This is a genomic window from Pseudomonas sp. TE3899, assembly GCF_056279105.1.
In genome coordinates this window covers 136,955-163,557 of sequence record NZ_JBWBQR010000001.1, presented here as the reverse complement: position 1 = coordinate 163,557, position 26,603 = coordinate 136,955, and the positions used below count along the sequence as shown (strand labels likewise).

Genomic DNA, 26,603 nt, shown 5'->3' with positions numbered 1-26,603 from the left:
ATCAGATTGCTGAATGGTCTGCGCAAACCGGGGCATGGCGTGAAACCGAGTCGCGGCCTTCGCGGGCAAGCCTTGCTCCTACAAGAAGAGCGCCGCGTTCCCCGTAGGAGCAAGGCTTGCCCGCGAAAAACGATGACACGGTTTAACTGACCAACTAACAACAAAACGCAAAAAAGAAATAAACCTTCTTTCCAAAAAACATTAAAAAACTTTGAATTTTCTTTCAGTTGCACAAGTCGGAGTTGTTAAGCAGTTCGGATTTATCGCATTCCGGCTGATAGTTAAAACGTTAGGTCATTCAGAACACTTCCAACAAGGAAATAGACATGGGCACAATTCTTATCGTTATCCTGATCCTGCTGCTGGTCGGTGGTTTGCCAGTCTTCCCGCACTCAAGAAGTTGGGGTTATGGGCCATCGGGTATCCTCGGCGTCGTGTTGGTAGTGCTGTTGATTCTGCTCTTGCTCGGCAAGATATAAAGATTTAACCCGACCAAAAAAAGAGGCCCTTGAAAAAGGGCCTCTTTTTTATTGCGTCAAACGTTAGTCCGGCTTGCCGTTCACCACGCCGGCGGTGTTATCCAGCAGGCTCTTGGTCGCGGTTTGCAGGAACGACTCAAGTTTCTGCTTGAGTGCCGCTTCGTCAGCCGACTCTGGAATCACCACCCCTTTCGGGTTAGCGCCCAATTCGTACTGATACAGCTTCGGCGGCATCTCTTTTGGCAGCACCAGCACACGGTCGGCGGTCAGCAATGCGACGGTCTGATCGCTGCCCGAAGGCTTGATCACGCCGAAACCTTTATCGCCTTCCGGCAGGTTCAGCAGGTCGCGGCCCCAGCACTGGTGAATTACATCGCCACCGACGCGGCCCATGATGGTCGGCACGATGTCGATCTGAGTGCCCACGGTGTGGTCACGCTGACCGAATTTTTCCTGGATGCCCGGCGCGATCATCAGCATCGGCACGTTGAAGCGGCCCAGGTCCATTTCAGTGATTTGCTGCTCGTCGCCGAAACCATGGTCGCCCACCACCACGAACAGGGTTTCATTGAAGTAAGGCTCTTTACGCGCCTTCTCGAAGAACTGACCCAGCGCCCAGTCGGAGTAGCGCATGGCGGTCAAGTGTTCGTTCAGGCTGCCGCGATCGGTCACGCGTTCGACCGGCAAGGGTGTCGGCAAGGCGTACGGCGTGTGGTTGGACAGGGTTTGCAGCAAGGCATAGAACGGTTTTTTGTCCTTGCCATCGCGTGCCTTCAGTTCTTCCAGGCCACGGTTGAACATGTCCTGGTCGGACACGCCCCAGGTCGGGTCGGAGAACACCGGGTTGACGAAGTCATTACGCCCGATGAAGTTGGTCATGCCCTGGTTGCTGAAGAAGCCCGACTGGTTGTCCCAGGCGAAGTCGCCGTTGTAGACGTACACATCGTCATAGTTACGGGTACTGAGCAGTTGCGGCAGGCCGGACAGTTTGTGGCTGCCTTCCGGGGTCTGCATCAGGTATTCGAAACCCGGCAGGTTCGGGAAGCAGGCCATGGTGGCGAACATGCCCTGGTGGGTATGGGTGCCGTTGGAGAAAAAGCGATCGAACAACAGGCCTTCTTTCGACAACTTGTCGAAGGCGGGCGTGATGTTGCCCGGACGACCCAGGGCGCCCACCGAGTGACCGGCGAAGCTTTCCATCAGGATGACCACGACGTTCTTGATCGGCAGGGTCTTGTTGGCGTCCGGCGTGTAGTTGCGGCGCACTGCCGCGATGTCGGCATCGACCAGTTTGTCACTCGGCGTCAGCAACATGTCGCGCACGGTCTGCTGGGCCAGAGGCTGTGGCAGCGTGGCTTTCCAGATGTTGTCGCGCTCTTCGGACATCCGCGCCTTGCCGGCGGCAATCAGCGACAGCGTGCCGTTGAGGCCCAACTGGTTGGCGAAGTTGGAGTCGGTGGTGTAGACGTCACCCCAACGCAGGGGCGGGCCTTGACGCAGGGTGCCACGGGCGGCGACCACGCACACCAGCAGGCACACCACGAACACCGCGATGCGCGCATACCACGGGGCGATCTGGCGCGTGCCGATGCTGCCACCGCTGAACGGGCCGCGAGGACGGGTGGCGCGGTCGGCGCCCTTGAATGCCAGGGTCAGGATCAAGGTGCCCACGGCCCAGGCCAGCAGATAGCGAACCACCGGGAAACCGTACCAGAGCATGCTCATCACGGTTTTCGGGTCTTCCTTCACATACTGGAAGACCAGGCCGTTGAGGCGCTGGTGGAATTCACGGTAGAAGTCCATCTCCATCAGGCCGAGGAACAGCGCGATGCTTGAAGCAATGGTCAGCCAGAGGCGGAAGAACCCGCGGGCCGCCATGGCCCGGGCGCTGAACAAGGCCAGCAGCAACGGAATAATGAGGTAGACCACCAGGCGCAGGTCGAAACGCAGGCCGTTGGCGAACGCTTCGAGGAAAGTCGAAGCCGGTGTGTCGAGGATCATCGCGCGGTTGTAAACCAGCAGCGCAACGCGCAGCAGGCTGAACATGACCATCATGACCAGGGCACACAGTAGCGTGTAGGCCAGATGCGATTTGACGGTCGGTTGCAGCAGGCGACTAGAAGCTCGCTGCTGATTCAGGGCGTCCGGGTTTGCCATGTCGTTTTAGGACCCATTGGAAGTTGAAGTTGCAAAAATACAGCTGCGCCCTGCCCTCTGTTGGCCACTACTTGGCCCCGGGGCTTGCGCGGAGCGCAAATGTTGCACGATCACTCGCGGCATTGCCATTGATTACTGTCCGCAATGTTGGCGCGGGCGAATTGTCTTGGACACTTTGTGAAAATTTCGTACAACGCATATCCGGAAACACAATAAAGCCGCTGTATTCCCCCCAACGAAAAACGCCCCGAACCAGTCGGGGCGTTATCGAAAGAGCGGCGCGGTTACTTCTCGGCGCGTTCTTTCAGGGCTTTCAGGGTGTTGAACGGTGCGTCGACCACGAACTTGTTGGCCACCATCGACGGCACGCTGCCACCCGGCTCAGTGTGCACCTGGTAGGTCACTTCGACCTGGTCACCCTTGGGTACGAACTTCCAGAAGCCGTCGACTTTGGCGACCCGGACGAAGCCTTTTTCCTCAGGAATGTATTTCGGTACGCCTTCGAGTTTGCGGGTCAGGCTGCCGTCGGCGCCTTCGACCGTGGTGACGTGCAGTACCGAATCACGCGGAGTGACGGGCCAAGGGGTGTTGAACTGAGTGTAGGTCCAGCTCTGATCGCCTTCGTGTTTGAGCAGCTTCTGGGCTTTGCACTCATGAATCCACGAGCAGGCGCCCGCCACGTCTTCCTGCAACGCGCGCAACTTGGCGATGGTCGTCTTCATCAGGGTGACGCCCTGGTAGGCCTTGTAATCGGAACCCGCCACTTCACTCAGGGACACCTTGATGCCGTCTTCGTTTTTGGCGACTTTCCAGTCTTCAGCGTGAGCGGCCGTGGTGGCCAGCACAACCGTCAAACCACACAGCACAGCCATACGATGCAGCGAACCCATAGTCTTATTCCTTATTGTTGAAGTTCCATTCTTGAACACATCACGCCGCCGTCATTTGCTCCCACCAGCCAAGCAGCCGGATGGCTTCTTCACTGCTGTTTCCGCAGACCTCGGCATCGGCTTCGAACGCCGAGCAGACAGCCGGACGTTCGGCCTGGCCGAAAATATTGCACAGGTTTTCGACAGACAGTTGCACGCAACGTTCTCCGGCAGGTTTGCCTTGCGGCATGCCGGGAATCGGTGAACTGATGGAAGGGGCAATACAGCAGGCGCCACAGCCTTCACGGCATTTCATGACGACAAACACCTCGCGACGGGCAATGTGTAAAAGGGACGTGGCACAGAGTACCCGCTAAAACGACTGTTTAAAATTACCTGGCCCGCAGTTTTTGTGCTCAAGCGAACGTGACCGACCAGTCTCCGACGAAGTGTCTGGCCCGCGGCTCACCGATGGGAATAATTTAACGCTTGAACTCGAATTCCAGCGCCGCGCCTTCAACATCACGACGCTCTTCGTTGCGCAGTTGCAGCTGCATTTCGTTGCTCAGCAGACGGCCGTTGAGTTGGAAGTCACTGGTCTTGTCACCGAACATTTGTGGCAATACCCCATCGTGTTTGGGCAATGGCACAGTCCCTTTGGGCTTGAGCTCTTCGACCATTTGCTTGGGCAAGCTCAAGTCGAGCGTGGCCGGTGGCAGTTGAGTGGTCTTGACCACTTCACTGGCCGATTTGGATTTGGAGGCAATGGGGGGACGTTTTTTGATCGGTGCGGCCTTCTTTTTAGCAGGCGTCGCTTTTTTGGTCACAACCGGTTTCTTCGGAGTTACCTGGGCACTACTGGCAGCCGGTTTACCCTGGGCGGCAGCGGCCATGACACCGACCGGAAACGCAGTCACCAACAGGCAGATCGACAGCCAGGCAGCAGAAAAAATCGTTTTCATGGACCCAACGGCACTAACGGCAGAGGGCCATATGCTCGCCTGTTGGGAGCGACATGACAAGCACGGGCAGCAGATGACCTGCCCGTGGGGTCAAAAACCGTTGGCCGTCTCCTGGCAGAGCTGGGTCGCCAGCATGCCCAGCGTCATCAATGCCCGCTCGGCTTCACGGTTCCAGGGCGTGCCACAGTTCAGCCGAATGCAGTGATTGAACTGCTCGGTGTTACTGAAGATCAGGCCCGGGGCGATGCTGATGCCTTGCTGCAAGGCTCGCACATGCAATTCCTGAGTGTTGACCCGCCCCGGCAGACTGACCCACAGAATAAAGCCACCGGTTGGCCGGCTCATCTGCGTGCCTTCGGGGAAATACTGTTGCACCGCCAACTGGAAGGCGCTGAGGTTTTTGCGGTACTCCTGACGGATGAAACGTAAATGCCGGTCGTAGCCGCCGTTTTCCAGGTACGCCGCGATGCCCATCTGCGTGACGCTACACGCCGAATGGGTGCTGAACGTTTGCAGACGCTGGATTTCCTGCTGGTATTTACCGGCGATCATCCAGCCGATCCGCACGCCCGGCGACAGGGTCTTGGAGAAACTCGAGCAATAGATCACCCGGTCGAGCCGGTCGTAGGCCTTGAGCGCTTTGGTCCGACCCTGCTCGAACATCAGCTCACCGTAGATATCGTCTTCGACGATCTGGATGTCGAAATCCGAGGCCAGGCGCAGTAGTTGTTTCTGGCGCTCTTCGGGCATGGTGCCGCCCAATGGATTGCTCAGGCGGGTGGTCAGCACCAGCGCCTTGATCGACCATTGGTTGGCGGCCAGTTGCAGCGCTTCGAGGCTCATGCCGGTGGCGGGATCGCTGGGGATCTCGATGACTTTGAGGCCGAGCAGGTCGGCCAGTTGCAGCAGCCCATAATAGGTCGGCGACTCGGCGGCGATCAGGTCTCCCGGCCGGGTCAATACGCGAAGCGACATCTGCAAGGCATCGACGCAACCGTGGGTAATCACCACTTCGGACGGATCGACCACCACGCCGGCATCGCGCATGCGAATCGCCACCTGACGGCGCAACGGTTCAAAACCCGGGCTGAACATGTAGCTGAAGGCCCGTGGGCTATGGAAGCGAGTGACCTTGGCCAATTGCTGATGCAGCGCCCGCACCGGCAAATAGTCGACGCTCGGCACCGCCGCACCCAGCGGAAACACGCCTTCGCGGCGGGATTCCACCAGCACTTGCTGGATGATGCTGCTGCGGGTGACCAGGCCGGGCCGTTCGACCCGGGCAATGTCCGGGGTCGGCGCGGTCAGGGCGGGAGTCTGGTGCACGTAGTAACCGGACTGCGGCCGGGCGCGAATCAGGCCCTGGTCCTCAAGGTTGGCGTACGCCTGCAACACCGTCGCATGGCTGACGTTGAGCTGCGAGCTCATCTTGCGCACCGAAGGCACGCGCTCCCCCGGTTGATAGACACCACGACGGATGTCCTCGGCCAGTTGCTGAGCAATACGTTGGTAGAGCAAGAGATTGGTCATGACGCAGCACTCGATTTCACGGGCATTTTATTCTTGTGTGAAACAATACCGGAACAGTTTAGAAGTGTACGGGGACAGTTGCCACAATAGTCGACCGTACAGTGCAGTGTCAGCAAAATCTGTACTGCTTTGTGAAGCGATTGGCAGGCGTAAAAAAACCCGGCGCTGACGGGCAGGCCGGGTTTTCCAGAGACGCTGCCCTATCGGGCGGCGCCGAGCTGGCCTTTTTCGTCGGAGAACACAATTTCCACTCGACGGTTCTGTGCGCGACCACGCTCAGTGGCGTTGACGTCCACCGGGTATTCATCGCCATAGCCTTCGACCTGGATGCGTTTGTCTTCGATACCCAGGTCCATCAACACGTCGGCCACCGATTGCGCGCGGTCGCGGGACAGTTTGAGGTTGTCCTGCTTGCCGCCGGTGCTGTCGGTGTAGCCCTCGATCCGCACCACGCGTTTCGGGTTGAGTTGCAGGAACTGCACAATTTTCAGCACGACACGGTTCGCCGAGTTCTTCAACTCCGCCTCACCGGTATCGAACAGTACGTCGCCCAGGGTCATCACCAGTCCGCGATCGGTCTGGGTGGTGGCCAGTGCAACGATCTGCTCTTCAAGCCACTTGCCCTGTTGTTGCACGCTGAGCAACTTGGACTCGCGCAGGGCCAGTTGCAGGCGCTGGCGCTCCAGTTCGAGCTTGGCCGCCTGCTCCTCGTTGAGCACCTGATTGGTGTGTTCCCGGGCAATTTCGCTGTAGCGCTGGCTCAGGTACGCGTAATGCACCACATCCGAGCCGCTGCCCCAGTAGCTGGACAAACGATCGGCCCGGGCCAGGGACTCACCGGCGCGGATCACATCCTTCGGCGCAATGCGCAGCACGTTGGAATCTTCCTTGACCTTCTGGAAGTCGGCGCTGGCTTCTTGCAGCGCCGACTCACTGTGCTGGCCGGCGCAGCCATACAGGCTGACGCAGCCTGCGAGGAGCAAACCGCCGAGTGCTTTGGTCTTGAGGCTCATTGGGCATCTCCCAGTTGCTTGCGCAGGCGAGTGATGCGGGTATTGAGTACGTTCAACTGCTCCTGGCTCTTGAGGGTCAGGACCCGGGCTTCGGCCAGACGCGCATCCAGTTCAGCCTGTTCGGCGCGCATGCGGGCGTGCTTGTAGGACTGGTCGGTCATGTCACCTTGGGCGCGGGAGAATTTGTCTTCTGCCAGCTTCAGCTCAGGCACTTCGTCAGCGGTGGCGCCAACGGCCTTGGCTTGGACGAGGGCCTGCTCGGTCAGGCGTATTTGTTCATTCGGCGCAGGATCGGCTGCACAACCCGCCAGAGCCAGAACGGCCAGGGCAGCGAAAAGAGGTCGAATACTCACTAAAAATCCCTACTGTTTTGGGGTACTGGCGGGGTGTTGCTGCAGTTGCTGCTGGGCTTTCCAGCGCTCGATGTTGCGTTGCAGCACGGCTTCCGTCAGTCCGGACGCGGGCAATTCTGTCATCTTTTTGGCCAGCTGTCCGCGCAACCACGGATCGTTGCAGGCGGAGTTATGGGAAACCGCGAGGAACAGGCCGGGTCTGTCGACCGGTTGCGGATAGGCTTGCAGGTCGTTGCCCATGCCCAATGCCTGCGCGGCCGCCATGCCCGAGTAGCGCCCGGCGAGTACATATTCCACCTCGCCCAGCAGCAATTTCTGAAAGGCCTGGGTCAGGTTTGGTGTACGGCTGAGGGTCAATTGCTGCTCGGCGAAAGTGCCAAATTCCCGGGTCATTCGAGACTTTTCCGACACAGCGCCGGTGTGCCCGTGCAGGTCTTTGGCTTCGCTGTAGGGCAGCGTCGAGTCTTTACGGGTCCAGACCAGATAGTCGTTTTCCAGCAACGGCGGATGGATGTAATCCAGGGTTTCCAGCTCGCTGAGCGTCAACGGCGCGTCCGCCAGCATGTCCATGCGCCCGCTGCGCACTTCATCCAGGGCCTGGGCACGTTTGCCGGCGTAAAGCATCTCGATCTTGATACCCAGCTCCCCCGCCACGTGCTGCAACAAATCGGCACTGGCGCCGATCAGGTGCTTGGGGTTCTGCGGGTCTTGCCACAGGTACGGCGGTGCATCCGGGCTGCCGGTGACCACCAGGCGCTCGCATTTGCCAGCGGCGCTCGCGAGCCCTGGCAACAGCGTCAGCCCCAGCAGCAATGACCAGCCACCTACGCGGCGCAAATCCATGGCAACACTCTCCCATTCAAATCCGGAACAAAAAAAAGCCCGACCAAAAGGTCGGGCTCTTTATAAGTCAGGCCGCTGGATTAGACCAGCTTCTCGAACTCAGGGATTGCTTCGAACAGGTCTGCCACCAGGCCATAATCGGCCACCTGGAAGATCGGCGCTTCTTCGTCCTTGTTGATCGCAACGATCACTTTGGAGTCTTTCATGCCAGCCAGGTGCTGGATCGCGCCGGAGATACCGACGGCGATGTACAGCTGTGGAGCAACGATCTTGCCGGTCTGACCGACCTGCATGTCGTTGGGTACGAAACCTGCGTCGACCGCGGCACGGGAAGCACCGACGGCAGCGCCCAGCTTGTCGGCCAGGGCGTACAGGTGTTTGAAGTTGTCGCCGTTCTGCATGCCGCGACCGCCGGAAACGACGATCTTGGCAGCGGTCAGTTCCGGACGATCGGACTTGGCCAGTTCTTCGCCAACGAAGCTCGAAGTACCAGCGTCGTGGGCAGCGGCAACCGCTTCCACAGCAGCCGAACCACCTTCAGCGGCAACCGGGTCGAAACCGGTGGCGCGCACGGTGATCACTTTGACCGCAGCATTCGATTGAACGGTAGCGATGGCGTTACCGGCGTAGATCGGACGCTTGAAGGTGTCAGCGCTTTCAACCGAGATGATCTCGGAGATCTGGTCAACGTCCAGCTGCGCAGCAACGCGCGGCAGGATGTTTTTGCCGTTGGACGTCGCGGCAGCCAGGATGTGGCTGTAGCTTTTACCCAACTCTGCAACCAGAGGAGCAACGTTTTCCGGCAGTTGGTGAGCGTAGGCGGCGTTGTCGGCCACCAGCACTTTCGCCACGCCGGCGATTTTCGCAGCGGCTTCAGCCACGGCGCCAGCGCCCTGACCTGCAACCAGCACGTGGATGTCGCCGCCGATTTTGACAGCAGCAGCCACGGTGTTCAGCGTGGCCGGGGCCAGCACTTTGTTGTCGTGTTCAGCAATAACCAAGATAGTCATTTAGATTACCTTCGCTTCGTTTTTCAGTTTCTCGACCAGTTCAGCCACCGACTTGACCTTGATACCCGCGCTGCGTGCAGCCGGCGCTTCGACTTTCACGGTCTTGTTGGTGGAGGCGGTGGATACGCCCAAAGCGTCCGGAGTCAGCACTTCGAGAGGCTTCTTCTTGGCTTTCATGATGTTTGGCAGGGACGCGTAACGCGGCTCGTTCAAACGCAGGTCGGTGGTGACGATGGCCGGCAGTTTCAGGGAAACCGTCTGCGCGCCGCCGTCGATTTCGCGGGTCACGGCAACGGTGTCGCCAGTGACTTCGACTTTCGAAGCGAAGGTGCCCTGACCGTAGCCGCTCAATGCAGCGAGCATCTGGCCAGTCTGGTTGTTGTCGCTGTCGATAGCTTGTTTGCCAAGGATCACCAGCTGAGGCTGTTCCTTGTCGACGACAGCCTTCAACAGTTTGGCAACGGCCAGGGAAGTCAGATCTTCAGCGGATTCGACGAGGATGGCGCGGTCGGCACCCAGAGCCAGCGCGGTGCGCAGTTGCTCTTGAGCGGTGGACGGGCCGATCGAGACGACGACGATTTCAGTCGCAACACCTTTCTCTTTCAGGCGTACGGCTTCTTCCACTGCGATCTCGCAGAATGGGTTCATCGACATCTTCACGTTAGCGAGGTCGACGCCGGAATTGTCCGCCTTGACGCGAACCTTGACGTTGTAATCCACAACGCGTTTGACAGCTACAAGAACCTTCATGGATTCCTCGTTACTCTCCGGTGAAAAGAAAGTCGCCTAGGCGAACCTGGCGGTTGATGCTCGTGGGCGCAAGGGCACCTCTAAAAACGCTGGCATCTGAACGGGGTGACACGGCTCGCGTTGCTGATGACCGTTCGTCAGTGGTGACCGATGAGTCATTCATTACCGCGGCGTGTAAACTGCGCGCCGAATCCTCGCTACGCATCACCTTGTACTGCCATCGCCCTGTCTTTAGAGGTGCTCTTGAAACCAACAGTCAGCCTACGGCGAGCGCAAAACCGCCCGTATCTTGACCGGAACACCTATTCCGGTCAATACGGCAAAATGGCCAGTCATAAGCCGCGTGACTTGGATTTCTCTGGCTTTGAGCCAATTCAAACAAACGTTTGTATTGGACGCTAGGAGTGGTGTAGATATAATGCGCCACCCAGAGAGAAAGGTGGTTCATCGATTGTCCTCTTCCGGCCTTGCGCCGGGATTCATGGATGCGACACCAAACCTCCAATATTAGAAAAAAAACTGTTGAGCCTTGAGTAGGAGATAACCTGTGGAACGCGAATACATGGAATTCGACGTGGTCATCGTCGGTGCCGGCCCCGCTGGTCTTTCCGCCGCCTGCCGCTTGAAGCAGAAGGCCGCCGAAGCCGGTAAGGAAATCAGCGTCTGCGTGGTCGAAAAAGGCTCCGAAGTCGGTGCTCACATCCTGTCTGGTGCCGTGTTTGAACCACGCGCCCTGAACGAACTGTTCCCGGACTGGAAAGAACTCGGCGCCCCGCTGAACACGCCGGTCACCCGCGATGACATCTTCGTTCTCAAGAACGCTGAAAGCGCGCAGAAAATCCCCGACCTCTTTGTGCCCAAGACCATGCACAACGAAGGCAACTACATCATCTCCCTGGGCAACCTGTGCCGCTGGCTCGCCCAGCAGGCCGAGAACCTGGGCGTGGAAATCTACCCGGGCTTCGCCGCCCAGGAAGCGCTGTTCGACGAGAACGGCGTGGTACGCGGGATCATCACCGGCGATCTGGGCGTTGACCGCGAAGGCCATCCGAAAGAAGGCCTGTACACCCCAGGCATGGAGCTGCGTGGCAAGTACACGCTGTTCGCCGAAGGTTGCCGTGGCCACATCGGCAAGCAACTGATCAAGCGCTTCAACCTCGACAGCGATGCCGACGCCCAGCACTACGGCATCGGCCTGAAAGAAATCTGGGAAATCGACCCGGCCAAGCATCAGCCAGGCCTGGTGGTCCACACCGCCGGTTGGCCGCTGGACATCATGGGCACCGAGAACACCGGTGGCTCGTTCCTCTATCACCTGGAAAACAACCAGGTCGTAGTCGGTCTGATCGTCGATCTGTCCTACAGCAACACTTACCTGTCGCCGTTCGACGAGTTCCAGCGCCTCAAGCATCACCCGGTGCTCAAGCAGTACCTGGAAGGCGGCAAGCGCATCAGCTACGGCGCTCGGGCGATCTGCAAGGGTGGCCTGAACTCGCTGCCGAAAATGGTGTTCAAGGGCGGCGCGCTGATCGGTTGCGACCTCGGCACCCTGAACTTCGCCAAGATCAAAGGCAGCCACACAGCGATGAAGTCCGGCATGCTCGCCGCAGAATCCGTAGCCGAGGCGTTGTTCGCCGAGAAGGACGGCACCGAAGAGCTGACCACTTACGTCGAAGCGTTCAAGAAGAGCTGGCTCTACGACGAACTGTTCGCCAGCCGCAACTTCGGCCCGGCGATTCACAAGTTCGGCGCCATCGTCGGCGGCGGTTTCAACTGGCTGGACCAGAACATCTTCGGCGGCAAACTGCCGTTCACCCTGCACGACACCAAGCCGGATTACGCGTGCCTGAAGCTCGCGGCGGACTGCAAGAAGATCGACTACCCGAAACCCGACGGCAAGCTCAGCTTCGACAAACTCAGCTCGGTGTTCATCTCCGGTACCAACCACGAAGAAGAACAGCCGTGCCACCTGAAGCTGACCGACCCGAGCATCCCGATCAGCAAGAACCTGCCGCTGTACGATGAGCCTGCCCAGCGCTACTGCCCGGCCGGCGTGTACGAAGTGGTGACCAAGGAAGACGGCGAGAAGCGCTTCCAGATCAACGCCCAGAACTGCGTTCACTGCAAGACCTGCGACATCAAGGACCCTGCACAGAACATCACCTGGGTGGCGCCGGAAGGCTCCGGCGGCCCGACTTACCCGAACATGTAAGCCGCACGCCTGAACATCGAGGCTCCCGAATGGGGGCCTTTTTGTTGCCTACGATTCAGGAATCACCACAACCCAAATGTAGGAGCAAAGCTTGCTCGCGATAGCGGTATGCCAGGCAACGACAATGCCGAATGACAGACCGCTATCGCGAGCAAGCTTTGCTCCTACAAAAGATTGTCGGTGTTTCAGGCAGCGCGCTCATCCCCCGGATTACGCTCAAAGTAGCGCTTGTACTCACGACTGAACTGCGACGTGCTCTGATACCCCACCCGATGCGCCACCTGCGCCACGCCCAACCCTTCAGCCAGCAACAACTGCTGCGCCTTGAGCAAGCGCAAACGCTTCAGATACTGCACCGGCGACAACAACGTGCTGCGCTTGAAATGCTCATGAAAGGTCGACGCGCTCATGTTCGCGCAACTGGCCAGCGTCTCGACATTCAACGGCTCGGTGAAATGCCCGTGTAAATGGTTGAGCGACGCGGCAATCCGCGCGAACTGCCCTTGCTGTTCCACCAACGCCCGCAACACATCGGCCTGGGGACCGCGCAAGGCCACGAACAATAATTCACGCACCCGCGCCTGGCCCATGATCTGGCATTCCAGCGGATCGTGCAGGCAGCGCAGCAGCCGCTCCACGCAACCGCGCATGCCGTCATCGAGCACTGTCGAGGTCATGGATTCCAGCGTCTGCGCCGCAATACTGCGCCCCGACACCAGCCCCATGGCCAGCACCAATTCACCAAGCAGGATCCGGTCGATGGCGATGGAAATCCCCAGCATCGGCCCCTCCGGCGCGGCAAAGGTTTCGCACTCGAACGGCACCGGCAACGCCTGGATCAGATAATGCCCGGCGCCATATTCCAGGGTTCGCGGCCCCAGGTACGCGCAATTTGCTGCCCTGGACAATGATCACCAGGCTCGGCTCATAGATCTGCGGACCACGGGCCACATCGCAACTGGCGCGCAACACCTGCACACCCGGCAACGCCGTGGGGGCGAAACCGTCGCGGGTGGTCAGCGGCTGGAGCAGTGAAACCAGCGTGGCATTGGCATCTAAATGACGAGTCAACAACATGGGGAAAACTTCATGGAAATCGGGATGAAAGCATCATCGCAGGTCTGGTGGCCAATGCGACCGATCCGAGGCGCATGCCGGAGGATTAGGCATGACACCCGGAGGAATCGCCATGGCCGACACCCGGTTCGGTCCCCAGAATGGCCCACCTCACCTGTCACTGCTTTTGCGAGGTTTCTCATGTACACCGCTATCGGATACGCCGCCCAGTCGGCCACCACTCCCCTCGCCCCTGTGAAATTCGAACGCCGCAGCCCGCGGGCCGACGACGTTGCGATCGACATTCTGTACTGCGGCGTCTGCCATTCCGACATCCATCAGGCCCGCAACGAGTGGGGCATTGCCGTTTACCCGCTGATGCCCGGCCATGAGATCGTCGGCAAAGTTACTGCCATCGGTGCGAACGTGACCAAGCACAAAGTCGGCGATCTGGTCGGCGTCGGCTGCATGGTCGATTCCTGCCGCAGCTGCGAAGCCTGCCAGGCCAACCTCGAGCAATACTGCCTCGAAGGTCCGACCATGACCTACGCCACCCCGGACCGGGTCGATGGCAGCAACACCATGGGCGGTTACTCCGACAGCATCGTGGTCAGCGAGCACTTCGTGGTGCGCATCCCGGAAAAACTCGACCTGGCCAGCGCCGCGCCGATCCTCTGCGCCGGCATCACCACCTACTCGCCGCTCAAGCACTACGGTGTTAAGGCTGGCGACAAGGTCGGGATCCTCGGCATGGGCGGCCTCGGCCACATGGGCATCAAATTCGCCAAGGCCATGGGCGCGGAAGTGACGTTGTTCACCCGCTCGGCGAGCAAGGCTGAAGAAGCGCGGCGCCAGGGCGCGGACCACGTGATCGTGTCCACCGATGCCGAACAGATGAAGGCCGCCGCCGGGCATTTCGACTTCCTGCTGGACACCATTCCGGTGCAGCACGACCTCAACCCCTACCTCGACACCCTGCGCTTCGACGGCGTGCATATTCTGGTGGGTTTGATCGAGCCGGTTGATCCACCGGTCCACGCCGGCAAACTGGTGATGAGCCGCCGCGTGCTGGCCGGTTCGCTGATCGGTGGCGTTGCCGAAACCCAGGAAGTGCTGGATTTCTGCGCCGAGCACAACATCACCTGCGACATCGAAATGCTCGACATCCATCAGATCAACGAAGCGTTCACCCGCATGATTGCCGGTGACGTGAAGTACCGCTTCGTGATCGACATGGCGACGCTGAAGGTCTGATCAGACCTTAGCGCCGAGTTCGGCAGAGAGCCGGGCCGTGACCCCTTTGATCAGGGGGATCAGCTCGGCCATTTTTTCCAGTGGCATATACGGCACGGTGCTGGCGATGCTGATACCGGCGACGATGCGCCTGCTGGCATCTCGAATCGGCGCCGCGACACAACGGATCGACGGTTCGTTATCTTCCAGATCAAACGCGTACCCCCCCGCCACATACTCGACCATGCGCTGCTGAAACTGCTCCCAGGACTGCTCCGGGTGCTGCGGCCAGAACTGACTTTTCCCACCGGCCGGCAGGCTCACTTCGTACAGCCGCTTCCAGTCTTCCTGGGTGTCATCGAGCATCAGCGCCTTGCCGATCCCGGTGCGCGCCAACGGCATGCGATGGCCGACCCGCGAACGCATTTCCGGGCCATTGCGCCCCGGATTCTTGTGCAGGTACAGCACCTCGTCGCCCTCACGAATAGCCAGGTGAATGGTGTCGCCGGTCAGCGCCGACAACTCATCCAGATATGGCCCGGCCAGGGTCACCAGTGGCAACTCTTCCCGCGCCTGGAACCCCAACTCGATCAACTTCGGCCCCAGCAAATAGCCGACTTGCGGCACCACCCGCAGGTAACGCTCGTCCACTAGGCAACTGGCCAGTCGATGGGTGGTGCTGCGCGTGGTGCCGATCAGCCGGGCGATTTCCTTGAGATCCCGGGCGCCACTGGCCACGGCCTGAACCACACCCAGGCCGCGAAGCAGTGTCTGGGTGCCGGTCGGCGCGGCGTCCTTGGCGATTTTTGGGGCGTCTTCCTGCATATCTAGCCTTTACCGTTGAGCGAGGGAACGGGCGGCATTATGGTCGCCCGACGGCTGCCACTACAACTCGATACGCTCGACCTTGCCCACCAGCAGCACGTAGGACAATGCACCGATCAGCGCCAGCACCGCGATGTAAGTAATGGCCGGGGCAAACGAATCGCCGGTAGCGAGGAAACCGATGACGATCGGTGTGGTAATCGCCGACAGGTTGCCGATGAAATTGAACACCCCGCCGGTCAACCCGAGCAACCGTGCCGGGGCCAACGTTGACACCAGCGACCAGGTGATCGAGGCGAGCCCGTTACCGAAGAACGCCAACGCGAGGAAGGCGATCACCAGCGGCGTCGACTCGACGAAGTTGGCGCCGATGATCGAGGTGGAAATCAGCAGGCCTCCAATGATCGGCAGCTTGCGCGCGAAGCCAACGGTGTAGCCGCGACGGATCAGGAAATCGGAAAAGAACCCGGAACACAGCACACCGACGAACGCCGCGAGAAACGGCAACGATGCGAGCAAACCGGACTTGATGAAGTCCATGCCGCGATATTTCACCAGGTAGGTCGGGAACCAGGTCAGGAAAAACCACAGCGTCGAGTTGAGGCAGAACTGGCCGAGGTAAATGCCCCAGAGCTTGCGTTTGCTCAGGACGATTCCGAGGTCGGTCCAACTGAATTTGGCCTTGGCCTTGGCGGTGTCCGCCTGGATATCCACCAACCCGCCGCCCTCGCGGATCAAGTCGATTTCCGCTTCGTTGGCGCCCTTGAAATCCCGTGGCTCGCGATACACCGCGTACCAAATCACCGCCCAAATAATGCCGACGACACCGGTGCTGACGAACACCATGTGCCAGCCAAACTCATGCTGCAGCCAGGCCAGAACCGGCGTCAGGAACGCCAACCCGACAAACTGCCCGGAGGTGTAGAAGCCGATGGCGGTGGCGCGTTCGCGCTCGGGGAACCAGGTGGTGACTACGCGGCTGTTGATCGGATAGGCCGGGGCTTCCAATGCGCCGACGGCCATGCGCAGCACGAACAGCGCGATGAAGCTGGCGGCGAAACCGAGCATCACCGTGGCGATCGACCACAACAGCAGTGCGACGCTGTAGAGGATGCGTGGTGGCACGCGATCCACCAGCCAGCCGCCGGGGATCTGCATCGCGGCGTAGGTCCAGCCGAACGCGGAGAAAATCAGGCCGACGTGGATCGGGTCGATCCCCAGTTCACTGGTCAGCGCCGGGGCGGCAATCGACAGGTTGCTGCGGTCGAGGTAGTTGATCACCACGGTGATAAACAGCAGCACCATGATGAAAAAACGCTTGCGGCTGGGCGTCACCAACGACGCCTGCCCGGTGAGGGTTTGCGGTTGCATGAGGGATGCCTCTTCTTATGTTTATTGAGGGCGTAAGTTGTGATCGTTCCCACGCTCTGCGTGGGAATGCAGCCCGTGACGCTCTGCGTCACAGCGTGAACAGCGGACGCGGAGCGTCCATGGCGGCATTCCCACGCCGAGCGTGGGAACGATCACCGAGTGGGTATCACCACTCGGCAAAACTGCCATCGGCATGGCGCCAGATCGGGTTGCGCCAGCGATGCCCGACCGCCGCGCGTTCGATCACATATTCCTCGTTGATCTCGATCCCCAGCCCCGGACCATTCGGAATCTTCACGAAGCCTTTGTCGTAATCGAACACCCGCGGATCCTTGACGTAATCCAGCAGGTCGTTGCTCTCGTTGTAGTGGATGCCCAGGCTCTGTTCCTGGATGAACGCGTTGTAGCAAACCGCGTCCAGTTGCAGGCACGCCGCCAGCGCAATCGGACCCAGCGGGCAATGCAGCGCCAGCGCCACGTCGTAGGCTTCGGCCATGTTCGCGATCTTGCGGGTTTCGGTGATGCCACCGGCGTGGGACGCATCAGGCTGGATGATGTCGACGTAACCTTCGCTGAGCACCCGTTTGAAATCCCAACGGGAGAACAGGCGCTCACCGAGGGCAATCGGCGTGCTGGTCAACGGTGCCAGTTCCTTCAGCGCTTCGTAGTTTTCGCTGAGCACCGGCTCTTCGATAAACATCAGTTTGTACGGGTCGAGTTCCTTCATCAGTACCTTGGCCATGGGCTTGTGCACCCGGCCATGGAAGTCGACGCCGATGCCGACGTTCGGCCCGACCGCGTCACGCACGGCCGCGACGTTGGCCAGGGCCAGGTCGACTTTCTCGAAGGAATCGAGGAATTGCAGCTCTTCGGTGCCGTTCATTTTCACCGCGGTGAAGCCACGCTCGACCGCTTCTTTCGCCGCGCGAGCGGTGTCCGCCGGGCGATCGCCGCCGATCCACGAATACACGCGAATCTTGTCCCGCACCTGGCCGCCGAGCAAATCGCTGACCGACACGCCCAGGGCCTTGCCCTTGATGTCCCACAACGCCTGGTCGATGCCGGCCAGGGCGCTCATGTGGATCGCGCCGCCCCGATAGAAGCCGCCGCGATAGAGCACGGTCCAGATGTCTTCGATATTGCGTGGGTCTTTGCCGATCAGGTAGTCGGACAATTCTTCAACGGCAGCGGCGACCGTATGGGCGCGGCCTTCGACCACGGGTTCACCCCAGCCGGTTACGCCTTCGTCGGTTTCAATCTTGAGGAAGCACCAGCGCGGCGGGACGATGAAGGTGGTGAGTTTGGTGATTTTCATCTCATTGTCTCTCTTGTTAGATGCAGCGCTCACAGCGCCAAAAATTCTTAGCTCAGGGCTTTCCAGGCAGTGACGTAAGCCTTGGCATTGGCCGCCACTTGCTCGGGGGTCATGCCCGGTTTGAACAACCCGGAACCGAGGCCGAAACCTTTGACGCCCGCGTCGATAAACACCTGCATGTTGTCCGGTGTGATGCCACCGACCGGCGCCAGAATGGTTCCGGCGGGCAACACCGCGAGCCAGGCTTTCACCACCGCGGGCCCCATCTGCTCGGCGGGAAACATCTTCAGCACATCCGCGCCTTCGGCCAACGCGGCGAACGCTTCGGTTGGCGTCGCCACGCCCGGCGACAGGTACAACCCCGCGGCCTTCGCCGCACGCAAGACCTTGGGATCGCTGTGCGGCATGACGATCACCTGCCCGCCCGCTGCTTTCACCTGTTCGACCTGTTCCGGCGTCAGCACCGTGCCCGCGCCGATCAGGCAATCGGCGGGCAAAGTACTGCGCAGGATGCGGATACTGTCGTACGGCTCCGGGGAATTAAGCGGCACTTCGATGACGCGAAATCCGGCGCTGTACAGGACTTCGCCGATGGCCGCAGCCTCTGTAGGACGCAGGCCGCGCAGGATCGCGATCAGGCCGTTTTGCGCCAGGGCTTGCTTGAGCATGTCAGACCTCCAGTCAGGTTTAACGTGATGGTTGGTGTTTGATCAGGCCGGCGGCAACCGCCAGTTGCCACAGCCCGCGCTCGGTGGCCTGCTCGGCCAAGGTCACATTGGCAAAGCCGCAGGCGTCGAGGGCCCGGCTGTAGCGGGCGCAGAGTTGGGTATTACCAATGAGGATGATCGAGGGCAGATGCACGCTGTTGCGGCGTCGGCGCTGAACGTTGGCCAGGGCCGACAGCTCATGGCCAATCAATAGGCCGGACAGGTAATCCGGTTGCGCGGTGGCGCTGAGTTCGCCGGTCAGCCCGAGGCTGCGCGCACTGAACAAGGTCGACAACGGCCCGATCTCGCCGTCCGCCGACAACGCCACTTGCACGCCGCGATCAAACGCCTGGCCATCGAACGAGGCGCCCTGCTGCTGGGTGCGCCCGAGAATGCTGTGTTCGCTGAGCACGGCGAAGACTTCGCCGGTCATGAAGGTGTCGAAATGCACGATGCAGCCGTCGGCCACTTCCACCCATTTCGAATGACTGCCGGGCAAGCCGATCAATAGGTCGTTGCCCGCCCCGCCCGGCAGGTTCTGCAACACACCAAGGACCTGGGTTTCCTCGCCGCGCATCACATTCGGCAGGCGCGAACGCTGAATCACGCCCGGCACGATGTGCACATCGACACCGCGAAGACTGCGTACGGTTTGTAGGGAATTTCCGAGATCGGCGACGTTGGCCGGTGTGTCCTGGTAGGACGCTTCGCGCCAGCCCTGGGCGCTGCCGACCATGCCGCAGGCGATTACCGGTAAATCGGGTTGCGCGTCGAGCCAGTCACCGCAAGCGTCGTCGAAGGCCAGTTCAAAACCGTCGGTGCATTCCTGGCCGTTAATGATTCGCGGCGTGCGCGGCAGCTGCATGATCCCGGACGACAGCGAACGCTGTTCCAGCACCTGGCCACCCGCGGCGAGTTTGTAAGCACGTAATGAGGTTGTCCCCCAATCGAGCGCGATCAATTGCGCCAGCATCGCTTCACCTGTTTTGTTTTTGGCAGTGAGTGAGCTGGACTATAGACCTCCTAGAGGGAAAATCTCAATATGTAATTAATACTCCCATATATTGGGATTATTCGAATTGTGATGTCCATCGTTCTCTGGCCCCAATTCCCGCCCCGACTTCAACCTTCAGCGTCTCCCGCGTCATGGAACCCACCTGGTGGGTATCGCCGTTCTCAGCCGAGATACCGGGTTCACGCCGACCATCGCCTCGAATAAGGGTGTAAGCCGTCAGCGGTTTGGGGGTTTGATCCGACCAGGTCACAAGCACCAGTTTCTTGTTGCTGGGTGAGAATGAAGCCAATAGACCGGCGTAGGGAACATCGCGGCATAAACCGACGTCGTCGATCTGGTCGTAAGCCGGTGCCAATTCTTCGCGCCATCGAACGACGCAAACCGGCTCGAATTGCAGCCACGTCAAAGGGCGATCAGCAGGTTTGAGTGAAACCTGCGGAGGCGCAATTCGAGGGTTTTTCACCTCGGCAATAATCCGCGACGTCGGGACGTACATCACTTTCGAATAGTAAGCCGTGAAAGGAAACGCGGTGATGACGACTTTACAGGGCACGTAGTCTTGAGGCTCCAGGAGTCGGACTAACCGTGATCGAGCGATATCCCTCATGCCAGTCCGGTCTTCATTGTCCTCAAATCGAATAATGGCCAATAGTTCATAACGTCGATCGCCCTCGATCAGGCGCATATCTTCTATGCGGCCATAACCTTCCAGCGCAATGTTGTGTTCAGCGGAGAAGTCGAGATCACCATCGAGCGAACAATGAAGGCTGGTGCTTATCTGTCCGCCGCGGCCGTGTGCTTCATATAAATGAATCAGGTCCCTGTCTGAAGTAAACCGCATGTCATAGAGCGAATAGCTATCGTGATTAATCGATACAAACTCGATGCGTGCCGGCGGTACGTCGAGATGCAGGCACCCCGAACAGAGAGCACAGAACATCATCAAGGTAAAAAAACGCAGGTAAATGCAGAAGCCAGGTTGCATTGCAGATGTCGTCCGTGAGCGCGCAAGGGGCACACAGAGTGCCGGACTAGAGCAGTACCGACAACTGATTCATCCGCAGTTTGCCATCACGCCTCAACGCCCTTCGGCAAACTCCCGCAACACCGCCCCATCCATCCGATAACGCACCCACTCTTCCTGGGGCTGCGCGCCGAGGGATTTGTAGAACTCGATGGCGGGTTTGTTCCAGTCCAGCACGCTCCATTCAAAACGTCCGCAATCATTGGCGCAGGCGATTTTTGCCAAGTGACGCAGCAAGGTTTTGCCGGCGCCGCCGCCGCGTTGTTCGGGGGTGATGTAGAGGTCTTCGAGGTACAGGCAGTTGCTGCCCAGCCAAGTGGAATAGCTGAAGAAGAACACCGCGAAGCCAATCGCCAGACCGTCGCGCAGGCAGATCAGGCCGTGGGCGGTGGCGCCTTCGCTGAACAGGCTGCGCTCGATGTCGGCGACACTGGCGATGACTTCATGACGGGCACGCTCGTAGTCGGCCAGTTCAGTGATGAACGCGAGGATTTGCGGTGCATCGCTGGGGGTCGCCGGGCGGATCTCGATCGTCATGGACGTGCCTTGTCAGAAGTTGAAAACGCCATACTAAGGCGGCGCGCGACGCTCGTCACATGGGAAAGCAAAAAGTCCCCTGTCACCCACCTCGCCCCTGTAGCCGCGGGCGAAGCCTGCGTTCGGCTGCGAAGTGTCCAAATACCCTGGGCGCCACAGCCAGCCTGAACCGTTCGTCGTGCCTCAGGCACCAACCCAACCGAGGGCGGACCAACATCAGGTAAGGACTCTAATAATCTGGAGACGACACCATGATCATGTCCCGGCTGACCGCTCTCGCTCTCGCTGCCCTGCTGTCCTCTACGGCCTTCGCCGCCACCACCGGCACCGGCCCGACCGACCCGGTGGAAAAACCCAAAGCCCCCGCCATCCAGAGTGCCCCTGGCATGAACACCGATGGCTCGGGAATCGACAGCAGTCTGCCGCCGTCCACTGGAACCGATCCGCGCCTGAAAGGCAACGACACCGGTCGCCAGGGCGGAACGGGCATGCCGGACGCCCAGACACCCGATAACGCCGGCTCCGGCATGGGCTCGAAAACCACCACCGGTGGCTCGGGCTCCGAAGGTGCCGGTCAATAGTTCGCCGACGCGAGCGACGCAACACCCTATCCACATCCATGAAAGAGGTAACCATGAACGTCGATAAAAACCTGGAAAAAGAAGTCCTGACCCGCCTGTTGCACGCCCACCCAACGGGGTTGGGCAAGGAGGTCCTGGACAATTACCGGGGGGAGAAAGTCGTGGCCAGCACCCTCGCCACTTTGCAGGATCGCGGATTGATCCAGCATGGCCATGTGAGTTGCAACGAGGCAGGCGAGCACTCGCTGAACCTGCCGATCAAGCTCAGTGCCGCCGGGGTTGAGGCGGCGCGCAAGCTGGACGTTTAAGCGCAGCAAGATCAAAGGATCGCAGCCTTCGGCAGTTCCTGCGGGACTGTGAACCGCTGCGATCTTTACAACCCTTGAAGCCAGGAGAAATCCCATGCCTCGTGGAAGCAAAGACAAATACACCGCCGAGCAAAAGCGCAAGGCCGAACACATCGAAGACAGTTACGAACACAAGGGGGTTTCGAAGGACGAAGCCGAAGCCCGGGCCTGGGCGACGGTGAACAAGCAGTCGGGTGGCGGCGAACGGGCCGGCGGCGCCGGGCGCAAGAAACCGGCCAGCGCCAAGTCCGAGGACCGCAAGGAGTCCTCGCGCCGAGCGGTCGCCAGCCGTGAAGGCCATTCGCGCAACAGCAAGGCTTCGCGCGATACCCAGACCGTCGACAGTTTGATGAAAGAAGCCCGGGAGAAGAAGATTCCGGGGCGGTCGGGGATGCGCAAGCAGGCGTTGATTGAGGCGTTGCGCAAGGCCGGTTGATGGTCGGGATTTGTGTAGGATTTAGGGCCTCTTCGCGGGCAAGCCTCGCTCCTACAGGGGACTGTGTGGTCCCTTGTAGGAGCGAGGCTTGCCCGCGAAGACGTCAGGTCAGACTCAGCACATCGGATGATTAAACCGATTAATCACATTCGAGTATTTGCTGTTATAGCGATTCGCCGAATTAGTGATGTTCGAACTGCTCATCCGCGCCATCACACCGGTTTCTTCACGCTTGAACACGCCGTCCTTGATGTCTTTGACCAGGGAGCGGGACTGACCCAGGAAATCGTTGATCTCCAGCATGCCGCCATTGCAGCTCTTGCCGGACTTGGTCGATTGCTCGGTGACTTTCTTGTCCCAACCCGCCGCGGCATCTGCCACTTGTGCCAGGGACTTCTCGAAAGCGTCGAGTGCGGCTGCGTCATTCGGCGCGGCAAACAACACGTTGGCGTCGGCATTGTTCAGCTTGCCGTAGTAAATCAGCCCGGCGCGGTAGTAAGCGGCGGTGTCCTTGGGCGCCTGGTCGAACGCTTCCTTGGTCAACGCCTGATCACGATCACTCAGGCCTTTGTAGAACGCCTGTTCTTTCTGCGCGACCAGGGTCAGTGCCGCCAGGTAATCTTTGCTCAATTGGCGCGCCTTGGCGCCATTGTCGGCCAGGTAACCTTTGGAGTTGGCGTAGTTGTTCAGCTCATGGCTCAACGGTGACAAGGTCTTCAATGCGGCGGAAAAGTCCTTGGCGGCGGCATCGATTTCCACAATCGGGGCGTCGATGGCGGCGGCGGTGTCCAGTTGCTTGGCCGAGCGATCCACCAGAATGTCGTTTTCGATGCGCATCGAAGTGGGCGCTTCTTTGCCCTTCAACAGCGGCATCTGTTGGTTCAGGTAGTTGTCCTGGGCTTCCTGGAAAGACGTGGTCAGGCTGTTGGCCACATCGACATACAGGTTGTACTTCTCGATTTGCTGCTGTTCAGCGGCGCTTTGCTTTGGCTGCGCGGCGGCCGTCGCGTCAGGCTTGTCGCCACAACCGGCCAGCAGTGCCGAGGTCGCGACCGCTGTCGCGGCAATCATCATCCGGAAATTCATGTGTTCTCTTCCATAAAGAAACGCGGCGGGCCATGCATGGCTTGCCGGGGGGTGTGCAGTAGGAGGTAGGGCATACGAGAGACTCTGTCCTTGAGTGTACGAAACTGGCCCGACAGGCTGTCAGACGCTTCCCCTTCCTGGGGGCGCGCATTGTGCGAATTTTCAGACGGGATAGCAAATGGGTGCTGGAAGACCTGTGGCGAGGGAGCTTGCTCCCGCTGGGGCGCGAAGCGGCCCTCTCTTCACCTAAAAAAGGGGCCTGCTGCGCAGTCCAGCGGGAGCAAGCTCCCTCGCCACAGGATCAGCCGCCGAACGTCTCACGGATAAACGCATCCACCTGCGCAGTCCCCGGCGAAGTCGCCGGCCCCCACCGCGTCACGGCCAACGCCGCCGCTGCGTTCGCCCGCCGCGCCGCCTCGACCGCCGACAACCCTTGCGCCAACCCGGCCACAAACACCCCGGCGTGAGCATCCCCGGCGCCGTTGCTGTCGACTGCGTCAACCTTGAACCCCGGCACATGCTGGCAGTCACCGCGCTGGCGAATCCAGCAGCCTTGCGGGCCATCGCGCACCACCATCAACACATCCGCCGGCAGATGCTCGACCAACCGATCCAGCGCCTCGCCAATGTCCGACGCCCCGGTAAACCGCAACGCCTCGACACTGTTGCTGGTCCACACATCGATGCGTGGCAGCAACGCATTCATCAGCGGTTCATGCGGCGATTCGACCAACGGACCCGGATCGAAAATCACGTTGATGCCTTTCGGCAATCCCAACACCCAATCCACCAGCGCCTGCGCTTTGCCCACGTGCAGCAAGCTATAACCGCTGACGTAGACATAGTCCCCCGCCTCGGCCGGCACGCTCGCCAGGTCTTCGGTGGACACTTCACCTTCAGCGCCGATGTAGGAAATGAAACTGCGCTCAGCCGAGGCATCGGTCACCGCCACGCACAACCCGGTGTCGCGTTCGGCTTTGTCGGCGATGCCGATCCGAATGCCTTCAACCTTCATCGCCTCCCGCGCCAGGTCGCCGAAACGCCCGGTGCCATGGCGGCCGAGGTAAACCACCGGCAAACCATTACGCTGGGCGGCGGCCATCACGTTGAAGCCGCCACCGGCTTCGAAACTGGCGGATTGCGCCAGCACGTCGCCGCCGGCCTGGGGCAGTTTATCCACGGCCATGACCAGGTCGATGATGACCTGGCCGGTGTGCAACAACTTAGGCATGAGCGTTCTCAACCAATGCAGTGCGACGATCCTTGGCCCCGCCGAGTACGAAATAAATCCCGCCAGCCACCAGGAAGGTCACGATCCAGCCGAGGCCGTTATGGCCCAGGTACGAGTCGGAAAGGAAGCCACGGAACCAGATGTTTTCCGCTGTGGTGCCAATGGTGGTGAAGCTGAAACCCAGCACGATGGCAATCGCCCACGCCCCGAAGGCACGCCACTCGATGCCGCCGCGATACCAATAGGCGCTGCTTGGGCTGACGTCCAGCAGGTCTTTGGGGCTGTAGTAATGACGGTGGATCAGGTCAACGACGAAGATCCCGACCCACGCAGTGATCGGCACCGCCAGCAGGGAAATGAAGGTGATGAACGGGCCGTAGAAGCTGTCGGCGATCAGCATGAAGTAGATCGAACCGGCGAAGATCGCCACGATGTCGACCACCACCGCATAGACGCGCGGGACCTTGAGGCCGAGGGTCAACGTGGTCAAACCGGCGGAGTACACCGACAGGTTGTTCGACAGCAGCAAGCCGCCAAACGCGGTGATCAGATACGGCACGGCCATCCAGGTCGGCAGCATGTCGCGGATCGCGATGATCGGGTCGGTGGCTTGGGCCAGGTCATTGTTGCCCACCGACAGCAAGCCGCCGAGGGTGATCAGCAGCACCAGCGGGATCCCCGCACCGAATGCGGCCGAGGCCACCAAGCGCACGGCTTTGACGCTTTTGTGCTGGTAGCGCGACATGTCCGCGCCCGCATTGGCCCAACCGATCCCGGTGCCGGCCGCCATGGTGCCGACGCCGATGATCATCGCGCTGAGCGGTGCTGGCGTGGCGTTGAACACCGCACTCCAGTCGATGGTCGCGCAGAGGAAACCGCCCACCAGAATGTTCAGCGCGCCAAACACGTAGGTCGCCCACTTCTGGATCACCAGCAGCGTGGCGTGACCGAGGCCCGACACGGACAAGGTCAGCAGGACGAAAATCGCGATGAAAATCAGCGTGAGGACCGGTGCGCTTTTGGCTTCCACCGGCGAACCGAACAGGATCGAGCACAGCGACAGCAGCACGAAGGCGGCGGTGGTGGTATTGACCGTTTCCCAGCCCAGGCGCGACATCAGCGACACCACAGTCGGGCCGATATTGCCGCGTACGCCGAAGATCGCGCGGGACAGGGTCAGACTCGGTGCGCGCCCGCGACGGCCGGCGATGGAGATGATCCCGACCACGGCGAAGGAGCCGGCGGCGCCGAGGATCGCGACGATGATCGCCTGCCAGATCGCCAGGCCACGAAACGCCACCAGTGTGGCGCCCAACGGCAAGCCGAGGATGGAGATGTTGGCGGCGAACCAGACCCAGAACAGTTGCAGCGGATGACCGTTGCATTCGCTTTCCGGAACCGGCTCGATGCCACGGGTTTCCAGTTGCCCGGCGCTTGGCCCGGCGTTCGATGAACTCATGATGGATGCTCCTGTTGCCATTGTTTTGGTTGTGGGCAGTTTCGGAAGTCGACATAACATCCCGGCAGTCCTGGCCAGATTTGTGCGTTCCGTTGCGGGTGAAAATCTGATTGAAGCAAGTGCCCCAGCGACTCGGTCACTGTGGCGAGGGGGCTTGCCCCCGTTCGGCTGCGAAGCAGTCGTGAATCCAGACAACTCGGTA

The 26,603-nt window shown here is 60.1% G+C and carries 26 protein-coding genes and 1 pseudogene; 6 read left to right on the top strand and 21 right to left on the bottom strand.

Translation table 11 applies throughout. The annotated features are described in order from the left end of the window. The first annotated feature begins 320 nt into the window (after positions 1-320). Positions 321-479: a DUF3309 family protein gene (locus ACZ89E_RS00810; protein ID WP_178129173.1), complete on the top strand. Its 159-nt coding sequence runs from the start codon at positions 321-323 to the stop codon at positions 477-479. Positions 480-542: 63 nt separating this feature from the next. On the opposite strand, the gene ACZ89E_RS00805 is transcribed toward ACZ89E_RS00810, so the two are convergent. From ACZ89E_RS00805 to ACZ89E_RS00760, 10 genes are all read right to left on the bottom strand, one after another. Next, the gene (locus tag ACZ89E_RS00805; RefSeq protein ID WP_149660034.1) at positions 543-2,636 is read right to left on the bottom strand and encodes an LTA synthase family protein; all 2,094 of its coding nucleotides are present in this window, start codon (positions 2,634-2,636) and stop codon (positions 543-545) included. A 284-nt stretch (positions 2,637-2,920) separates the two neighbouring features. Next, positions 2,921-3,526 (bottom strand): START domain-containing protein, encoded by a 606-nt coding sequence (locus ACZ89E_RS00800; RefSeq protein ID WP_463258142.1) that lies wholly within the window; start codon positions 3,524-3,526, stop codon positions 2,921-2,923. Positions 3,527-3,566: 40 nt separating this feature from the next. Next, positions 3,567-3,821 carry a YkgJ family cysteine cluster protein gene (locus ACZ89E_RS00795; protein ID WP_149660032.1) on the bottom strand — a complete coding sequence of 85 codons (255 nt, stop codon included), beginning with the start codon at positions 3,819-3,821 and terminating at the stop codon, positions 3,567-3,569. 166 nt (positions 3,822-3,987) lie between these two features. Then, entirely contained in the window at positions 3,988-4,467 is a 480-nt protein-coding gene (locus ACZ89E_RS00790) for a translation initiation factor 2 (protein WP_476254645.1), read from the bottom strand. Between the two features lie 90 nt (positions 4,468-4,557). After that, complete coding sequence (locus tag ACZ89E_RS00785) at positions 4,558-5,997, bottom strand: aminotransferase-like domain-containing protein (RefSeq protein WP_149660030.1); 1,440 nt, start codon at positions 5,995-5,997, stop codon at positions 4,558-4,560. A 200-nt stretch (positions 5,998-6,197) separates the two neighbouring features. Beyond that, complete coding sequence (locus ACZ89E_RS00780; protein ID WP_149660028.1) at positions 6,198-7,010, bottom strand: OmpA family protein; 813 nt, start codon at positions 7,008-7,010, stop codon at positions 6,198-6,200. After that, complete coding sequence (locus ACZ89E_RS00775) at positions 7,007-7,363, bottom strand: DUF4398 domain-containing protein (RefSeq protein ID WP_149660027.1); 357 nt, start codon at positions 7,361-7,363, stop codon at positions 7,007-7,009. The genes ACZ89E_RS00780 and ACZ89E_RS00775 overlap by 4 nt, the downstream gene beginning before the upstream one ends. Before the next feature lie 9 nt (positions 7,364-7,372). Next, positions 7,373-8,206: a substrate-binding periplasmic protein gene (locus ACZ89E_RS00770; protein WP_149660026.1), complete on the bottom strand. Its 834-nt coding sequence runs from the start codon at positions 8,204-8,206 to the stop codon at positions 7,373-7,375. An 80-nt stretch (positions 8,207-8,286) separates the two neighbouring features. After that, positions 8,287-9,216: an electron transfer flavoprotein subunit alpha/FixB family protein gene (locus ACZ89E_RS00765; protein WP_149660025.1), complete on the bottom strand. Its 930-nt coding sequence runs from the start codon at positions 9,214-9,216 to the stop codon at positions 8,287-8,289. Next, the gene (locus tag ACZ89E_RS00760) at positions 9,217-9,966 is read right to left on the bottom strand and encodes an electron transfer flavoprotein subunit beta/FixA family protein (protein ID WP_123406900.1); all 750 of its coding nucleotides are present in this window, start codon (positions 9,964-9,966) and stop codon (positions 9,217-9,219) included. A gap of 547 nt (positions 9,967-10,513) precedes the next feature. Here ACZ89E_RS00760 and ACZ89E_RS00755 point away from each other — a divergent pair. Next, the gene (locus ACZ89E_RS00755; protein ID WP_476254644.1) at positions 10,514-12,178 is read left to right on the top strand and encodes an electron transfer flavoprotein-ubiquinone oxidoreductase; all 1,665 of its coding nucleotides are present in this window, start codon (positions 10,514-10,516) and stop codon (positions 12,176-12,178) included. A gap of 185 nt (positions 12,179-12,363) precedes the next feature. Here ACZ89E_RS00755 and ACZ89E_RS00750 read toward each other — a convergent pair. Further along, positions 12,364-13,255, bottom strand: a pseudogene (locus tag ACZ89E_RS00750) (AraC family transcriptional regulator). Between the two features lie 180 nt (positions 13,256-13,435). Here ACZ89E_RS00750 and ACZ89E_RS00745 point away from each other — a divergent pair. Then, entirely contained in the window at positions 13,436-14,488 is a 1,053-nt protein-coding gene (locus ACZ89E_RS00745) for an NAD(P)-dependent alcohol dehydrogenase (RefSeq protein WP_476254643.1), read from the top strand. Here ACZ89E_RS00745 and ACZ89E_RS00740 read toward each other — a convergent pair whose 3' ends face one another. The 7 genes from ACZ89E_RS00740 to ACZ89E_RS00710 form a co-directional block, all read right to left on the bottom strand. Then, entirely contained in the window at positions 14,489-15,292 is an 804-nt protein-coding gene (locus tag ACZ89E_RS00740) for an IclR family transcriptional regulator (protein ID WP_476254642.1), read from the bottom strand. It abuts the gene before it with no gap. Positions 15,293-15,352: 60 nt separating this feature from the next. Further along, entirely contained in the window at positions 15,353-16,663 is a 1,311-nt protein-coding gene (locus ACZ89E_RS00735; protein ID WP_149660020.1) for an MFS transporter, read from the bottom strand. 166 nt (positions 16,664-16,829) lie between these two features. Then, a complete protein-coding gene (dgoD, locus tag ACZ89E_RS00730; RefSeq protein ID WP_090186690.1) occupies positions 16,830-17,978 on the bottom strand; it encodes a galactonate dehydratase in 1,149 nt (382 codons plus the stop codon). Positions 17,979-18,025: 47 nt separating this feature from the next. Continuing rightward, positions 18,026-18,646, bottom strand: a complete 621-nt coding sequence (locus ACZ89E_RS00725) for a 2-dehydro-3-deoxy-6-phosphogalactonate aldolase (RefSeq protein WP_149660019.1) — start codon at positions 18,644-18,646, stop codon at positions 18,026-18,028. A 19-nt stretch (positions 18,647-18,665) separates the two neighbouring features. After that, the gene (locus ACZ89E_RS00720) at positions 18,666-19,658 is read right to left on the bottom strand and encodes a 2-dehydro-3-deoxygalactonokinase (RefSeq protein ID WP_476254641.1); all 993 of its coding nucleotides are present in this window, start codon (positions 19,656-19,658) and stop codon (positions 18,666-18,668) included. 97 nt (positions 19,659-19,755) lie between these two features. Then, complete coding sequence (locus ACZ89E_RS00715; RefSeq protein ID WP_476254640.1) at positions 19,756-20,685, bottom strand: hypothetical protein; 930 nt, start codon at positions 20,683-20,685, stop codon at positions 19,756-19,758. Positions 20,686-20,778: 93 nt separating this feature from the next. Further along, entirely contained in the window at positions 20,779-21,261 is a 483-nt protein-coding gene (locus ACZ89E_RS00710) for a GNAT family N-acetyltransferase (protein WP_133838361.1), read from the bottom strand. A gap of 251 nt (positions 21,262-21,512) precedes the next feature. Between ACZ89E_RS00710 and ACZ89E_RS00705 the strand changes: the two genes are divergently transcribed. The 3 genes from ACZ89E_RS00705 (at position 21,513) to ACZ89E_RS00695 (ending at position 22,625) form a co-directional block, all read left to right on the top strand. Beyond that, a complete protein-coding gene (locus ACZ89E_RS00705) occupies positions 21,513-21,842 on the top strand; it encodes a hypothetical protein (protein ID WP_476254639.1) in 330 nt (109 codons plus the stop codon). A 53-nt stretch (positions 21,843-21,895) separates the two neighbouring features. Next, positions 21,896-22,150 (top strand): hypothetical protein, encoded by a 255-nt coding sequence (locus ACZ89E_RS00700; protein WP_133838363.1) that lies wholly within the window; start codon positions 21,896-21,898, stop codon positions 22,148-22,150. Between the two features lie 94 nt (positions 22,151-22,244). Next, entirely contained in the window at positions 22,245-22,625 is a 381-nt protein-coding gene (locus ACZ89E_RS00695) for a Rho termination factor N-terminal domain-containing protein (protein WP_149660015.1), read from the top strand. 114 nt (positions 22,626-22,739) lie between these two features. On the opposite strand, the gene ACZ89E_RS00690 is transcribed toward ACZ89E_RS00695, so the two are convergent. The 3 genes from ACZ89E_RS00690 to ACZ89E_RS00680 form a co-directional block, all read right to left on the bottom strand. Then, a complete protein-coding gene (locus ACZ89E_RS00690; RefSeq protein ID WP_149660014.1) occupies positions 22,740-23,711 on the bottom strand; it encodes a DUF3829 domain-containing protein in 972 nt (323 codons plus the stop codon). A 301-nt stretch (positions 23,712-24,012) separates the two neighbouring features. Next, positions 24,013-24,942, bottom strand: a complete 930-nt coding sequence (locus tag ACZ89E_RS00685) for a PfkB family carbohydrate kinase (RefSeq protein WP_476254638.1) — start codon at positions 24,940-24,942, stop codon at positions 24,013-24,015. After that, positions 24,935-26,401: a purine-cytosine permease family protein gene (locus ACZ89E_RS00680; RefSeq protein ID WP_463258154.1), complete on the bottom strand. Its 1,467-nt coding sequence runs from the start codon at positions 26,399-26,401 to the stop codon at positions 24,935-24,937. The genes ACZ89E_RS00685 and ACZ89E_RS00680 overlap by 8 nt, the downstream gene beginning before the upstream one ends. Between the last annotated feature and the right edge of the window lie 202 nt (positions 26,402-26,603).